Below are 14475 nucleotides of genomic sequence, written 5' to 3'. Positions count from 1 at the left end.
GCGCTCTTGACGCACTCATGACGCGGCGGCCGAATTTTGGGTAGGCACAGCGGTTCGACCAGGCTGAGCGCTCGGCATGGAAGCGCTCAAGGCGTTCAAGGATGCTCTTCACTCGCTGCTCCTGGCCGCCTCCCTGATGACGCCGTGATAACCTGGCTGTCGGCTTGGAGACAGGGGCGTCCGTTGCAGAGTTCATCGAGCCAGGGGCGCGCCACGGTGTTCGTCGTGGATGACGATGCCTCGGTGCTGCGTAGCCTGGCGCGCATGTTCCAGTTGGAGGGGTACGCGGTGGAGAGTTTCAACCACCCGCGGCGGTTGTTGGAGCGTGGGCCGGGACCGCGTCCAGGGTGTGCGGTGATGGACCTGCGCATGCCGGACCTCAACGGCCTGGAGCTTCAGGAGGAACTGCGGCGCGCAGGGTGGATGCACCCCATCGTTTTCATCAGTGGGCACGGAGATGTACCCGCCGCGGTGACGGCGATGAAGGCCGGCGCGGTGGACTTCCTGCCCAAACCTCTCAGCACGGCGGCGCTGCTGGACGCAGTGGAGCGGGCACTGGCGAAGGACCGGGCGGCGCTCTCCTCCGAGCAGGAGCATCAGGCGCTCAAGGCTCGCTTCTCCGCATTGTCGCCCCGTGAGTGGGAGGTCTGCCGAAAGGTGGCGCAAGGATTGATCAACAAGCAGATCGCCGCCGAACTGGGCACCGCCGAGCAGACCGTTCGGCAGCAGCGCAGCCGGGTCATGGAGAAGCTGAAAGTGGACTCCGTGCCAGAGCTGGTTCGCCTGCTGGAGCAGCTTGGCTCGTAATGCAGGAACCCGGCCCGCTCATGCGGGTGGAAGTGAACACCGGAAAAGCGTGCCGCGCCCCAGCCGAGGTTCCGCCTGGAGCCGGCCCTTGTGCACCTCGAGGATGGAGCGGCTGATGGACAGGCCCATGCCCAGTCCCGCGGGCTTGGTGGTGAAGAAAGGCTCGAAGAGGCGCTTTTGCGCCTCGGGGCCCAGGCCTACACCCGTGTCCTCCACCACCAGCTCCACACGTCCTTCCCCCCGCTGGGTGCGGACCCACACCTGCCGCTCCTCGGGCGGGCACAGGCTCACCGCATCCAGGGCATTCATGAGCAGATTGAGCACCACCTGCTGGAGCTGAACGCCATCTCCCCTCACGGGCAGCGGGTCACTGGCGAGTTGCAGCGTGAGGGTGGCGCCGCGAAGCTGCGCGTCGTTGCCCACCAGATGGGTCACCTGTCGCACCAGCTCGTTGAAGTCCTGCAATGCGAAGGGCGCCTCGTCCTTCTTCAGCAGCGTCCGCGTATGGCGGATGATTTCTCCGGCGCGCAGGTCGTCGGCGATGATGTCCTGGAGCAGCTCTCGCGCCAGGATGACATCCGCTGGCGTGCGCTGGAGCAGCCGCTGCGCCATTTCGGCGTTGGTGAGAATGGCCGAGAGAGGCTGGTTCAGCTCATGGGCAATCGAGGCCCCCAACTCGCCCACCGCCGCCACCCGCTCCATGTGGGCTCGCTCGTCCCGGGCCCGGCGGGCCTCCAACTCGGCGCGCCTGCGAGGAGTCGCATCCACCAGGGTGACCACGGCGCCGCCGCCCGGCAGCTCCAGCCGCCGGGCGCGCAGCTCGAACCAGGTGTCCGCTGAGGGGCCGCGGAACTCCACCATTCCCTCTTCCACACGGGCCGTGAGCACGTCCTGGAGCAGCGTGGCCACTCCCGCCGCGTCCAGTTCCCCCGCGTTCGCCAGTCGTTGCAGTCCCTGCAGGTAGGAGCTGCCCGTGACCAGGAGCCGCTGGGTGGACAGCGCGCCCAGCCCCGCGCGCTGGGCCGAGGGCGGACTGGCTCGCAGCACGGCGCCCCTCCTGTCAAGGATGGCCACCGCCCCCGGGAGCGAGTCGAGCACGGCCCGGTTCAGCCGCTGGGCTCGCATGCGTCGTCGCCTCTCCAGCAACAGCACGACGATGAGCGCCGCCTGGAACAGGCTTGCCAGCACCACCACGCTCACTCCCCAGCGGGGCAGGAGCGTCTCCCCCAGCTCGGAGGCCGCGAGCGGGGCGGCCATCAGCCACAGCATCATGACGCCTTGGGCGTGCATCCCGATTCTCAGGGCAGGCCGTACGCACGCCTCCTGCGCCTCCTGCCACTGCTCCATCGTCCACTGTAGCGGGCTCGTCCGGGCCTGTCCCTCTGTGCCGGGGCAAGCCCGGCTTGCTGATTGGGCAGGCAAGCCGGGGTTGGCAGGACCGCGCTACATTCGCGACCGAGTGAGGAACCGCGCAGATGAGTGAGTCCAAGCAGCACGAGCCTACGGCTGCCCTCGAGGAATCCCGCACGGTCATGAGCCCGCGGCCGGGCCCGGAACCTGCGACAGGCCAGACCCCGGCTGGCGGTGCTCCGGTCGTGCCCGGACGCGGCCTGGTGAACCGCTACACGGTGTTGGACCTCCTGGGCGAGGGCGGCATGGGGCGGGTGTACTCCGCTTATGACGCGCGGTTGGATCGGCGTGTGGCCCTCAAGCTGGTGCATTCGCGCGAGGTCCACCCTGGCCGCGATGGGTTGGCGGGGGTCCGCATGGTGCGTGAGGCGCAGAGCATGGCGCGCCTCAATCACCCCCACGTGGTCGCGGTCTATGACGCGGGGACCCTCGAGGATGGCTCGGTCTTCATCGCCATGGAGTACATCCAGGGACAGACGTTGCGGCAGTGGTGCCAGCACACGCCGTCCCGGCCCTGGCGCGCGGTGGTCCAGGCCTATCTGGCCGCGGGGCGTGGGCTGGCCGCGGCGCACGCGGCGGGACTCGTCCACCGCGACTTCAAACCCGACAATGTCCTGGTGGGCGAGGACGGCCGGGTGCGCGTCACGGATTTTGGCCTGGCACGGGCCGGGGCCGCTCCGGGTCCCGAGGCTCCTCCCGTCACCGCCATCCCCTTGTCGGCGCTGGCCACCTCGCTCACCCTGCCGGGCTCTGTCCTGGGGACGCCCGCGTACATGGCTCCGGAGCTGCTCCAGGGCCAGCCCGCGAACCTGCGCAGTGACGTGTATGCCTTTTGCGCTTCGCTCCACGAGGCGCTCTATGGACGGGTCCCCTTCGCCCTCGACTCATTGAGCTCGCTCCTCGACCCGGCGCAAGAGCGCAAGCGCCCGTCTCCCCCTCCGGATTCGCAGGTCCCCACCTGGGTCTTTCGTGCGCTGGTTCAGGGCCTGCATCCCGAGCCGTCGCAGCGGCCCGATTCCCTGGAACAGGTGCTGCGGCGGCTGGAGGAGGACCCCCAGGCGTGGCGCCGGGCGGGGCTGCGCATGGGCGCACTGGCGGCGACGGTGGCGCTGCTCGCGGGGGGCGCGGTCGCGTTGTGGGCGCGCTTCCAGGGCCCCGGCTGTGACAACCTGGCGCATCGCCTGGATGGAGTGTGGGACGCGCAGGTGAGGGGCCGCGTCACCCAGGCGCTCCAGGGCACGGGCCTGACGTACGCGGAGGACACCGCGAAACGCGTGGAGCGGCTGCTGGATGGATACGCCCAGGCCTGGGTGAAGCAGCGAGTCGAGGTGTGCGAGGCCGCGGGCGGGCCCGAGGCGGCGCTGCGGCAGCCTCGGAGCCTGGCGCTGCTGCGGGAGGCCTGCCTGGACCGGCGCCGCAATCAGTTGCACGCGTTGACCCAGCTGCTGGGGCGCGGGCCGGATCCGGAACTGGGGGCCCAGGCGGTGCAGGTGGCGCAGGCGCTGCCTCCGCTGGAGTACTGCGCGGATGCCCAGGCGCTGCTGGCGGCGGTGCCTCCCCCCGAGGATCCCCAGACACGAGCGCGGGTGGAGGCCTTGCAGGCGCGAGTGGACCCGCTGGCGGTGCTGCACTCGGCGGGCAAGTACCAGGAAGGGTTGGCGCTGAGCGAGCAGTTGCTTCCCCAGGTGGAACCCCTGGGCTACGCGCCGCTCCAGGCGCGCACCCTGCTGCTCCGGGCCCGCTTGCAGGAGGGCGCCGGTGACTACAAGGCCAGCGAGGCCACGGCGCGGCAGGCCATCTCCGTGGCCGCCCGTGGCGCGGATGCCGTGCTGGCCGCCCAGGCCTGGAGCCTGGTGCTGCTGCTCGTGGGACCTCGGGAAGCGCGTCTCCAGGACGCGGTGCTGCTGGAGCCCCTGGTGGAGACGGTCGTGGAGCTGTCCCACGACGACGACACCCGCGCCGAATTCCTCAAGACACGGGGCATGCTCCTGGACACCGCAGGCAAGTACGCGGAGGCGAAGGAGAACTATGACCGCGCCCTGGCCGTCCAGGAAAAGCTCTTTGGAGCAAATCACCTCAAGGTGGCCGATACCCTCACGGAGGTAGGCAATGTGCTCAGGCACATGGGCCGGTATACGGAGGCGAAGGCGCGGATCGAGCGCGCCCTGACCATCCAGCAGGAGGTCGTCGGTCCCACGCACCTGAACGTTGCCCGCGCATTGGCCCTCCTGGGCAACGTCTACCAGGAGATGGGCGAGTATCAGGAAGCCCAACGCCGGGACGAACAAGCCCTGGGCATGATGGAACAGATCCTGGGCCCCGAGCATCTCCAGACGGGAATCCTGCTTCAGTACCTGGGCAATGTCCTCCTCGACCTGGGAGAGTACGCAGAGGCCCGGCGCCGGCATGAGCGCAGCCTGACGCTCCTGAAGAAGGCGCTGGGCCCCGAGCACCCCTACGTCTCCATGTCTCTTGCCAGCCTGGGCCTCGCGTTGGCGGGCCTGGGTCGGAATGAAGAAGCGAGGGTCATCTTGGAGCGCGCGCTGACGCGCCAGGAGAAGGGCTTCGGTCCCGAGCACCCGTATACAGCGATGCTGTTCGCCAACCTGGGGAAGGTCCTCGCGGACCTGGGCAGGGATGAAGCGGCCAGGGCTCTCCAGGAGCGCGCCGTGGCGGCGCTCAAGAAGGCACTGGGGCCCACACATCCCATCGCTTTCAACGCGGTGAGCCTGCTGGGCCGGACCCTCACGAAGCTCGGAAGGTATGAAGAGGCACAGCGCCAGCTGGAGCACGCCCTGGTGCTGCAAGAAGAGTCTCAGACACAAATCGGGCGGGCGGAACCGCTGACGGGACTGGGATTGCTCCACCTGGCGCGCGGCAGGCCGGCTGACGCCGTGCCGGTCCTCGAACAGGCCCTGGGGGGCCCGACCGCTCAAGCGGACCCGGAGATTCGGTTCGCGCTGGCCCGGGCGCTCTGGGACTCGAAGCAGGACCGCCCCCGTGCCCTGGAACTGGCCACCCACGCTCGTGAGAGATGGCGCCTCCAGGGCCACACTCCCCATGTAACTGAAGTGTCACAGTGGCTGGATGCACGGCGTTGACGAAGAGAACGCTACGAACTCGCGCTCCCTTCCCCCGCCGGCTCCAGCATGTGCGTGACTCCCGAGCTTGGTGTCGAACTCAGAATCAGAGCGCGAACAGCCTGGGGACGTACTGACCGGCAGCTATCTTCTGCGTTTCGTTGCCCAGTGCGGCAATGTTCCCGCTGAAGAAGAACTCCATCCATTTGGCCGAAGTCGGCTCCGCCAGGAACCTCTCAAAGGTTCCTGAGTCCATGTTGAACGTAACGGACTCCATGCCGAGGTTGCCAGGCTTGACGACGGGGCCATCGAAGTTGCGCGATGCATTGACGAGCCACGCACCGCCCCCGGCGCCGGAGACGTTGAACTGCATGCTCACGCCAATGCTCGCGACTTCTTCTCGCTTGGTCGCGAAGGCAGCGGGGAGTTTCACATCAAAGAATTGCTGAGTCTTGCTGTTGGCCATTTGGTTTTCCTGAACGGGTTGTTCGAGAATGAATGAGGGGAAGCGGGTCCCAGAGAAAGAGCAGTCCAGCAGCGCGACTTCTCTGGTTTCCATAGGCGCGTGCCGCAGGTCGCGCTCCCATGCTCCCCTGCGTGCGGCGGCTCCTATGCCATCAGGGCACGTAAGCGACATCCCACTGGGCGTTGGCCTGGGTGTTCGGAGTCGTGGCCGTCACCGTGACGGTGATGTTCACGGATGCATTCGGAGAGCAGTTCGTGCAACTGTCCGCGTACTTGCCGCTGTCGGCTTGGATGCCCCACATGCCATTGTTCAATAGCAGGAATTTGAACTGGGAGTACGCCCCGCTCGCATTGGGGACATGTACTGCCAGCATGTCCCTGGGGGACCCCACGACACACCCGCCCCCGCATCGAGCTACGAAGCTTCCGTTGTCCGCCTTGAAGGCATACTTCCCGTTGCCCGTGTCCACCACTTCGAAATCGGTGAATGGGCTGGCAAGGGCTCCATTGTGGGCTGTGACGGTGCTGTAGATGCTGCTGTTCGTCATGTTCTGGCATCCGCCGCAGCGCGAGATGTATTTGCCGCCACTGGACTTGAAGGAGAGCTTGGTGCCCGGCGGGAAGATCGGCTTGATGGTCCACTGGGCAAAAGGCTCGCTGTTGGGATTCGTGGCGTGCGCAGTGACAGTGTTGGCCGTGGCGGCGCCCGGCGAGCAGTTGTTGCAACGCGCAACGTACTTCCCGTTGTCGGCCTTGAGCGCGTACTTACCGTTGGACAACGTCTCAATCGAGAACTGGGCGTAGGCCGGCGGGGTGGCGTCGGTGACGTGCACCGTCACGGAATCAGGTGTACTGCCCCCTTCGATGCAGTTGTTACAGCGGCCCACGAACTTGCCATTGTCGGCCTTGAGCGCGACCTTGCCGTTGCCGACGAGCACCAGCTGGAACTGGCTGTAGGGCTCAGCCGCCGTCGTGACATGGGTGGTGACGGTGTCAGGGAGCGCGCCGTTCGCGTCTTTCTGACAGTTATTGCACCGCGAGAAGTAGGTCCCCTGGTCAGATTGCAGCGAGATCTTCAGCGGTGACGCCTCGTTCGTTCCCGGCACCAGCACGCACAGTGCCATCAAGAACAGCACCCACTGCTTCAGCGATGAATCCATGTGTGTTTCCCCGATTGAATCGTCCACGCCTCGTCCGAGGTGCGTGTGCCCATGGAAATAGCGTGGCGCTCATCGCGGGGTGAATCAGCGATTTAAAGGCTTGACAGGATAAGGAGCCTGTCTGTGCTTCCAAAGGTCGTTCTCCAAGGCCTCTGGCAGAGGGCGGAGGCCACGGTGGTTTGGAGTGCTGTCGGATGACAGCGCCCCCGATGGGGGCGTGGGATGGGCAACGCAGGTGCCGGCACGAAGGCTCTGCGACGTCCCTGGAAAGCAAAAAGGCCCTGCCGGGTTAGGGCAGGGCCTTCTTTTTTGCTCCCCGACGTGGACTCGAACCACGGACATGGTGATTAACAGTCACCCGCTCTACCAGCTGAGCTATCGGGGAATATGTCCCGTCGCGGCGGTGCGTTGCCGTGACGGATGCGACTTCTAGAGAACCGAGCCTGCCCTGTCAACTGTCCTGTTCGATCCGATCTCCCGGCTTACTTCGCAGCCCTGGTCCGCACTGGAGGGACTGAGCCCTGTCGTGTCCGAGGCGCTTGCCCGCGTCCTCTCGGGCGACCCCGCCGAGCGCGTCCTCGACAGGACCCTGCGCTCTCACCGTGACCTGTCCCGCGAGGGACGCCAGGCGCTGAAGGAGGCCGTCTTCAACGTGGGCCTCTGGCGCCGCCACCTGGCGTTCCTCCTGGACTCGCCGGATCTGTCGCCCTCCCAGCTCCTCTTCGCGCTGCTGCATGGGCTCGTAGGCGTTCCCGCCTCGGAGGCCGCGTCTTGGGCGGGGCTGGAAGCTCCGGTGCCCTTGCGGACCGGGACGCCCCCGTCGCTGGCGCTCCGGGCCTCGTTGCCGGACTGGCTCGCGGACCACTTCGCCCGTGAGCTGGGGGCGGAGGCGGAGGACTTCTGCGCCCACCTCAACGTCCCGGGCCCCATCACGCTGCGGGTGAATCCGGCCCGCATCTCCCGTGAAGCCCTGGCCTCGCGCTTGGCCTCCGAGGGCGTCTCGACCCGCCCTGGCTCCTGGAGCCCGCTGGCCCTTCAGGTCGACGGGCCCCGACCGAACCTCTACGCCCTGCCTTCCCTTCGTGAGGGTCTGTTCGAGATTCAGGACGAAGGCAGCCAACTCCTGGGGCTGCTCGTGGAGGCTAGGCCCGGGGAGACCGTGCTGGACCTGTGCGCCGGGGCAGGGGGCAAGACGCTCCAACTGGGCGCGGCCATGAAGGACTCCGGCCGGCTGCTTGCCTATGACCCGGATGCGGAGCGGCTGGACCGGCTCCAGCAACGCGCCTCCCGGGCCGGGCTCACCCGCGTCCAGGTGCTACGGACGCCTCCGTCACCGGGGCTCAACGCCGACCGTGTCCTCGCGGATGCTCCTTGTTCCGAGCTGGGCTCGCTCCGCCGGGGGCCGGATCTCCGCTTTCGGCTCACCCCGGACTCGCTCTCCCGGTACACCGCCGTCCAGCGCGACATCCTGGCCCGCGCTGGTGACGTCGTGCGCCCTGGTGGCCGGGTCGTCTACGCGACCTGCACCGTCAACCGCGCGGAGAACCAGGACGTGGTCGCGGACTTCCTCCGCTCCCGTCCTGACTTCCGGGCCGTTACCCCTGGCGCCGGGTGGCTTCCAGACGCTTGCGTCCAGGACGGGTTCCTCCTCGTCACCCCGCACCGTCACGGGACGGACGGGTTCTTCGCGGCGGTGCTCGAACGCGGCACGGCGGGGTAGGGCGCGTCGGCGCCAAAGCTGTCCGACAGTCGGACAGGTTTCCGCAGCTCGACGGGGGAGGGCGGGCCGGCTCAAAGCCGGTCCGACAGTCGGACAGGTTTCCTGATGCCGGCCGGGCGGACGAGCGCTCCATGGAGCCTCGTTCCTCCGTCCTGCGGTACTCAACGCTTCGGGCCCCAGCCTCCCTGAAACACCGTGGCGCCCCGGCACCGGGTGCTATGAAGCGCTGCGTGCGTTGGCTCAAGCCCCTTCCGCTCCGTCCCCGCGACACGGTGCAGGTCGTCGCCCCCGCGGGTCCCTTCGAACAGGCCCCCTTCGAGGCAGGCCTGCGCATCCTCTCCGAGCGCTACTCCCCGGTGGTCCGGCCCGATATCGGCGCCTCTCACCGCTACCTCGCCGGGGATGACTCCCGCCGACAGGAGGAGCTGTCTCACGCGTTCCTCGACCGCGCCTCCCGCGCCATCTTCTGCGCCCGCGGTGGCTATGGCAGCTCCCGCCTGTTGCCGGAGCTGCCCATCGACAAGGCCGGCCCGGTCGCCTTCACCGGCTTCTCCGACCTGACGTCCATCCACTGCGCGCTCCAGGCCCTGCACCGCGTCTCCATCCACGCGCCCGTGCTCACGCAGCTGGGCCGCCAGTCGACCCAGGTCCACGACTATCTCTTCCGCCTCCTCGAATCCTCGGAGGCCCCGCCGCCCCTCACCGGCAACGCCACCTATGTCCCCGGCACCGCCGAGGGCGTCCTCGTGGGCGGCAACCTGTCCGTGTTCTCCCGGCTCCTGGGCACGCCGTACATGCCGCCGCTCGATGGCGCCGTGCTCCTCCTGGAGGACGTCACCGAGCGCCCCTACCGCATCGATCGCATGTGGACCCATCTGCGGCTCGCCGGGGTCTTCTCCCGCGTGCGTGGCATCGTCCTGGGTGACTTCACCGCCTGTGAGGAGAAGGACGCGAACTACTCCAGCGCGGACGTGCTCCGGGAGCTGGCGCGCGACGCGAAGGTGCCCTGCGCCGCGGGCTTCCCCATCGGCCATGGCGCCATCAACTACCCCGTGGCCTTGGGCACCCACGTGCGCCTGGACGCGGACGCCGCGCGCCTCACGTTCCTCGAAGGCGCGGTGAGCCCGGGATGAGCCAGCACCCCATCGCCAACCTCCAGGCCGTGCTCGATGACGGCGTGGAGCTGGGCATCTTCCCCTCCGCCCAGGCCGTGGTGCTCCACAAGGGCATGCAGGTCTTCGGCGGCGTCGCCGGCAAGGTGACGGGCGACACGCGCTTCGACCTCGCGTCCCTCACCAAGGCCATGTCCACCACGGCGCTCTTCCTGCGCCTGTGGACCGAGGGCAAGGTGGGCCCGGACACGCTCGTGTCCCGCTACTTCCCCGGCTCGCCCGCGGGCGACGCGGGCGTCACCGTCGCGGACCTGCTCTACCACCGCTCCGGTCTGCCGGCCTTCGTCCCGTTCTTCGCGGACGCGCTCAAGGCCCATCCGGAGCTGCTCGACGCCGGCTGCCCTGCCTCCGTCCGCGCGCAGGTCCACGCGGACGTCCTGCATGCCGCCGCGGCCACGCCGCTCGATGCCCCCGTGCGGACGAAGTCCGTGTACAGCGACGTGGGCTTCATCCTCCTGGGGGACATCCTCGCCCGCGCCGGTGGCGCACCGCTGGACGTGCTCTTCCACCGCCACGTCGCGGAGCCGCTGGACCTGAAGGCCCGCTTCCACCGCCTCACCGACTTCCCCGCAGACGGCGCCACCGCGCCCACCGGCGCCATGCGTCCGCGCGAGCCCGCTCCTGGCCAGGAGTCGCTGTGGAAGGACGTGCCTTCCCATCCGTCCCGCCCCGCGGAGGTGGATGACGACAACGCCTGGGTGCTGGACGGCGTCGCGGGACACGCGGGCCTCTTCGGCACCGCCGTGGACGTGGCCCGCTTTGGCCAGGCCGTGCTGGAGGGCGCCGCGGGCACGCATGCCGCGATTGCTCCGGGGCCTTTGTGGCACCGCGCGCTCGCCACGGATCCGCTCGTCGCGGGCAGCACCCGCTCCATGGGCTTCGACTCTCCTTCGAAGGGCCACTCCAGCGCGGGCCGCTTCATTGGCGACACGCCTCCGGGCGCGGTGGGCCACCTGGGCTTCACCGGCACCAGCCTCTGGGTGGACCTGAGGCGGTCGCTCGTCGTCGCGCTCATCACCAACCGCGTGGCCCAGGGCCGTCAGGACCTGCGCATCCGCGACTTCCGCCCCGCCTTCCACGAGCTCGTCGTGGAGGCGCTCGACCTCCACGTCCTCCCCTGAGGAAACCGCAGCATGGCTGACGACAACGGCAACGTCCTCGACTCACTCGACCCGAAGTCCGTGCGCCGCATCCACCTGGTGGGCGTGGCCGGCACCGGCATGGGCTCCTTCGCCGGCATGCTCAAGGCCGCCGGCTACGACGTCACCGGCAGCGACGAGAACGTCTACCCGCCCATGAGCGACATGCTCCGCACGTGGGGCATCCCCGTCAGCACGCCGTACGCGCCCGCCAACCTGGACTCGGCCAGGCCGGACCTGGTCATCATCGGCAACGTCATCCGCCGCGTGAACCCGGAGGCCACCGCCGTGCGCGAACGGGGCCTCAAGCAGATGAGCTTCCCCGCAGCGCTGGGCACGCTCTTCCTGGACCGCTCGCACTCCGTCGTCGTGGCCGGCACGCACGGCAAGACGACGACGTCCTCGCTCATGGCCCACGTGCTGGTGGCCGCGGGCAAGGACCCGAGCTTCCTCGTGGGCGGCGTCACCCAGAACTACGCGGGCAACTACCGCGTGGGGAAGGGCCCGCACTTCGTCGTGGAAGGTGACGAGTACGACACCGCCTACTGGGACAAGGGCTCCAAGTTCCTCCACTACCGCCCGCGCACCGCCATCGTCACCAGCGTGGAGTTCGACCACGCGGACATCTTCCGCGACCTGCCCCACTACGAGGCCACGTTCGAGAAGTTCGTGCGCCTGGTGCCCAAGGACGGTCAGTTGGTCGTCTGCGCCGCGTACCCGAACGCCGTGCGCATCGCGCGCGGAGGCACCGCGCCCGTCAGCACCTACGTGGCCAAGGAGGACGCGGACGCGGACTACACGCCCAAGAACCTCTCCTTCGGTCCCGAGGGCGCCCGCTTCAACGTCGTGGAGAAGGGCCAGGACCTGGGCACCGTGACGCTGCCCCTGTCCGGCGCGCACAACGTGGAGAACGCGCTCGCGGTCATCGCCGCCGCGCGCGGCCTGGGGCTCACGTTCGCTGAAATCCAGCAGGGCCTGTCCACCTTCCAGGGCGTGAAGCGCCGCCAGGAGGTGCGCGCGGAGATTGAGGGCGTGCTCGTGGTGGACGACTTCGCGCACCACCCCACCGCCGTGCGCGAGACCATCGCCGCCATCCGCCACCGCTACCCGGACCGGCGCCTGTGGGCCATCTTCGAGCCGCGCTCCAACACCAGCCGCCGCAACATCCACCAGGAGGACTACGCGCACGCCTTCCCCGGCGCCTCGCGCGCCAGCCTCAAGGTGCCCGAGCGCCACGACAAGGTGCCCGAGGGCGAAGAGCTCAACGTCCCCAAGCTCATCGAAGCGCTGAAGGGCCAGGGCATCGCCGCGGACGGCGCCACCGACGTGCAGACGCTGGTGGACCGCGTCGCTGCCGAGGCGAAGTCCGGTGACGTGCTGCTCGTCATGAGCAACGGCGCCTTCGGGGGCTTCATCGAGAAGCTGCTCACCGCCCTGAAGGCCCGGGCGGGGAAGGGGACCTGAGCCATGCGCCGTCCATTCCTCCTCTCGCTGGGAGCCCTGGCGTTCGCCATGGGCTGTGCCTCGTCGTCGGCCTCGTCACTGCCGCCGCTCACGGACCGCACCGGTGACGGGGCGCGCTCCAGCAGCTCCGCACTGGAGTCGTCGAACAAGGGCCCGGGCCAGCCGCTCGTGTTCCAGGTGAAGCGCTACCCGGACAACAGCCCGTACGACTTGAAGAGCGACCGCGGGCAGGTCGTCCTGCTGGACGTGTGGGCCACGTGGTGCGAGCCCTGCAAGGACGCGCTGCCCATGTACGCGCAGCTGCAGAAGGAGTACGGCTCGCGCGGCTTCAAGGCCTACGCCCTCAACGTGGACGAGGACGTGCGCGCCATTCCTCCCTTCCTTGAGGAGGCGAAGGTGGAGGTGCCCATCCTCCTGGACGCCAACGCGCTGGTGTCCGAGCGCCTGCTGAAGGTGCGGCTGATGCCCACCACCTTCCTCATTGATCGCAAGGGCGTCATCCGGCACGTGCACGAGGGCTTCGCCGAGGAGTTCCTCCAGCAATTCCAGACGGAAATCGAGCAGCTGCTCGCCGAGCCCGCCTCCTAGCGCGCACCCGAGGGACAACGCATCCATGGCCCACGAAACGGAAACGCCCGCCGCGCTGCGCCGCACCGCGGAGGAGGGCGCCCGCATGGCCGGCCGCATCCTCCGGGAGCGCTTCCCCCAGCACCGCACCATCGAGTTCAAGGGCGGCATCGACCTGGTCACGGACGCGGACCGCGCCTCCGAGGATGCGCTGCTGGACTTCCTGCGCCAGCGCCACCCGCACCACGCCATCCTCGCGGAGGAGAGCGGTGCCACGCAGGGCACGGACACGTTCCGGTGGATCGTGGATCCGCTGGACGGCACGACCAACTATTCGCACCAGGTGCCGCACTTCTGCGTCAGCGTGGCGGTGGAGGGCCCGGAGGGCACTGTCGCGGGCGCCGTCTACGACCCCATGCGCGACGAGCTCTTCTCCTCCGCGAAGGGTGAGGGCGCCACGCTCAACGACGTGCCCCTGAAGGCCAGCCACACGGCCACGCTGGAGCGGGCGCTGCTGTGCACGGGCTTCCCCTACGACGTGCGCGAGCGCCCGGACCTGCCCGTGGGCCTCTTCTCCCAGCTCATCCTCCTGGCGCAGGGCATGCGCCGCACCGGCAGCGCCGCGCTGGACCTGGCGTACGTCGCGGCCGGCCGCTTCGACGGCTACTTCGAGTTCGGCCTCAAGCCCTGGGACATCGCCGCGGGCGGCCTGCTGGTGGCGGAGGCCGGCGGCGTCATCGTGCACATCGACGGGCGGCCCTTCGACGTGCTCAAGGGCGACGTGCTGGCGAGCGGCGCGAACCTGGCGCCCCAGCTCATGACCCAGGCGAAGCGATTCCTGGATGAAATCGGCTGGACGTCGCGCGACTAGAAGAAGCTCTCCGGCACGAAGACGATGTCGCCGGCCTGGAGCAGGAAGTTGCGCTCGCGGCCCACGCCAATGTCCTCCACGGGCACGCGAATCTTGCGCTCCTGCCCGTCCACCACGCGCGTGACGAGCGTGTTGTTCTTCGCCGCCAGCTTGGTGAAGCCACCGGCCAGCGTAATGGCCTGGATGATGGAGACCTCGCCGGTGACGGGGAAGGTGCCGGGCTTCTGCACTTCACCGAAGACGAAGATCTTCTGCGAGTTGTACTCCCGCACCAGCACGGACACCTGCGGGCGGCGCAGGTAGCGCGCCAGACAGTCGCGCAGCGCGTCCGCCGCGGCGCTGGCGGTGAGGCCGGACAGCGCCACCTTGCCGCACAGCGGATAGTCGATGGTGCCTTCCGGCGACACGCGCCAGGTGCCGGAGTGCTCGGGCTCCTGGAAGACGCGCACCTCCACCACGTCCCCGGCGCCCAGGCTGTCCCCGGACTTCGCGGCGGTCTGCATCGACGCGGCGGGCGTGGGCGGAGGCGGCGGCGGGCGCGTGTCCGCGTGACACGCCGCCAACACCGCGAGGAGGACCGGCAGGACGAAGCGGAGCCGCGAGGGACGCATGGGCGCGGA

General features: G+C 68.8%; 12 protein-coding genes and 1 tRNA gene. 8 read left to right on the top strand and 5 right to left on the bottom strand.

Annotated elements, in window-relative coordinates; genetic code table 11:
• Positions 1-216 precede the first annotated feature (216 nt).
• Positions 217-807, top strand: coding sequence for a response regulator (locus JYJ93_RS33500; protein WP_206798593.1), 591 nt, complete (start codon positions 217-219; stop codon positions 805-807).
• Between the two features lie 18 nt (positions 808-825).
• On the opposite strand, the gene JYJ93_RS33495 is transcribed toward JYJ93_RS33500, so the two are convergent.
• Positions 826-2097, bottom strand: a complete 1272-nt coding sequence (locus tag JYJ93_RS33495) for an ATP-binding protein (RefSeq protein ID WP_206798592.1) — start codon at positions 2095-2097, stop codon at positions 826-828.
• Between the two features lie 305 nt (positions 2098-2402).
• Here JYJ93_RS33495 and JYJ93_RS33490 point away from each other — a divergent pair, with 305 nt between their 5' ends.
• A complete protein-coding gene (locus JYJ93_RS33490) occupies positions 2403-5318 on the top strand; it encodes a serine/threonine-protein kinase (protein WP_206798591.1) in 2916 nt (971 codons plus the stop codon).
• 85 nt (positions 5319-5403) lie between these two features.
• On the opposite strand, the gene JYJ93_RS33485 is transcribed toward JYJ93_RS33490, so the two are convergent.
• The 3 genes from JYJ93_RS33485 to JYJ93_RS33475 all read right to left on the bottom strand — a co-directional run bounded on the left by JYJ93_RS33485 (position 5404) and on the right by JYJ93_RS33475 (position 7307).
• The gene (locus JYJ93_RS33485; RefSeq protein WP_206798590.1) at positions 5404-5763 is read right to left on the bottom strand and encodes a hypothetical protein; all 360 of its coding nucleotides are present in this window, start codon (positions 5761-5763) and stop codon (positions 5404-5406) included.
• Between the two features lie 151 nt (positions 5764-5914).
• The gene (locus JYJ93_RS33480; protein WP_206798589.1) at positions 5915-6922 is read right to left on the bottom strand and encodes a hypothetical protein; all 1008 of its coding nucleotides are present in this window, start codon (positions 6920-6922) and stop codon (positions 5915-5917) included.
• A gap of 312 nt (positions 6923-7234) precedes the next feature.
• Positions 7235-7307 (bottom strand) — tRNA-Asn (locus JYJ93_RS33475).
• Between the two features lie 141 nt (positions 7308-7448).
• Here JYJ93_RS33475 and JYJ93_RS33470 point away from each other — a divergent pair.
• The 6 genes from JYJ93_RS33470 to JYJ93_RS33445 all read left to right on the top strand — a co-directional run bounded on the left by JYJ93_RS33470 (position 7449) and on the right by JYJ93_RS33445 (position 13855).
• Complete coding sequence (locus tag JYJ93_RS33470) at positions 7449-8642, top strand: RsmB/NOP family class I SAM-dependent RNA methyltransferase (protein ID WP_269013098.1); 1194 nt, start codon at positions 7449-7451, stop codon at positions 8640-8642.
• Positions 8643-8860: 218 nt separating this feature from the next.
• Entirely contained in the window at positions 8861-9775 is a 915-nt protein-coding gene (locus tag JYJ93_RS33465; RefSeq protein ID WP_206798588.1) for an LD-carboxypeptidase, read from the top strand.
• The gene (locus JYJ93_RS33460; protein ID WP_206798587.1) at positions 9772-10935 is read left to right on the top strand and encodes a serine hydrolase domain-containing protein; all 1164 of its coding nucleotides are present in this window, start codon (positions 9772-9774) and stop codon (positions 10933-10935) included. Before JYJ93_RS33465 ends, JYJ93_RS33460 begins: the two co-directional genes overlap by 4 nt.
• A 12-nt stretch (positions 10936-10947) precedes the next feature.
• Positions 10948-12417 carry a UDP-N-acetylmuramate:L-alanyl-gamma-D-glutamyl-meso-diaminopimelate ligase gene (gene mpl, locus JYJ93_RS33455; RefSeq protein WP_206798586.1) on the top strand — a complete coding sequence of 490 codons (1470 nt, stop codon included), beginning with the start codon at positions 10948-10950 and terminating at the stop codon, positions 12415-12417.
• A gap of 3 nt (positions 12418-12420) precedes the next feature.
• Positions 12421-13005, top strand: coding sequence for a TlpA disulfide reductase family protein (locus JYJ93_RS33450; RefSeq protein WP_206798585.1), 585 nt, complete (start codon positions 12421-12423; stop codon positions 13003-13005).
• Between the two features lie 25 nt (positions 13006-13030).
• The gene (locus JYJ93_RS33445) at positions 13031-13855 is read left to right on the top strand and encodes an inositol monophosphatase family protein (RefSeq protein WP_206798584.1); all 825 of its coding nucleotides are present in this window, start codon (positions 13031-13033) and stop codon (positions 13853-13855) included.
• Here the strand turns inward: JYJ93_RS33445 and JYJ93_RS33440 are convergent.
• Entirely contained in the window at positions 13852-14466 is a 615-nt protein-coding gene (locus JYJ93_RS33440) for a polysaccharide biosynthesis/export family protein (RefSeq protein WP_206798583.1), read from the bottom strand. The genes JYJ93_RS33445 and JYJ93_RS33440 overlap by 4 nt on opposite strands.
• Positions 14467-14475: the final 9 nt, after the last annotated feature.

Origin of the sequence: Corallococcus sp. NCSPR001 (assembly GCF_017309135.1) — a bacterium.
In the GTDB taxonomy this organism is placed as follows: domain Bacteria; phylum Myxococcota; class Myxococcia; order Myxococcales; family Myxococcaceae; genus Corallococcus.
This window is presented reverse-complemented; position numbering and strand designations above follow the sequence as displayed.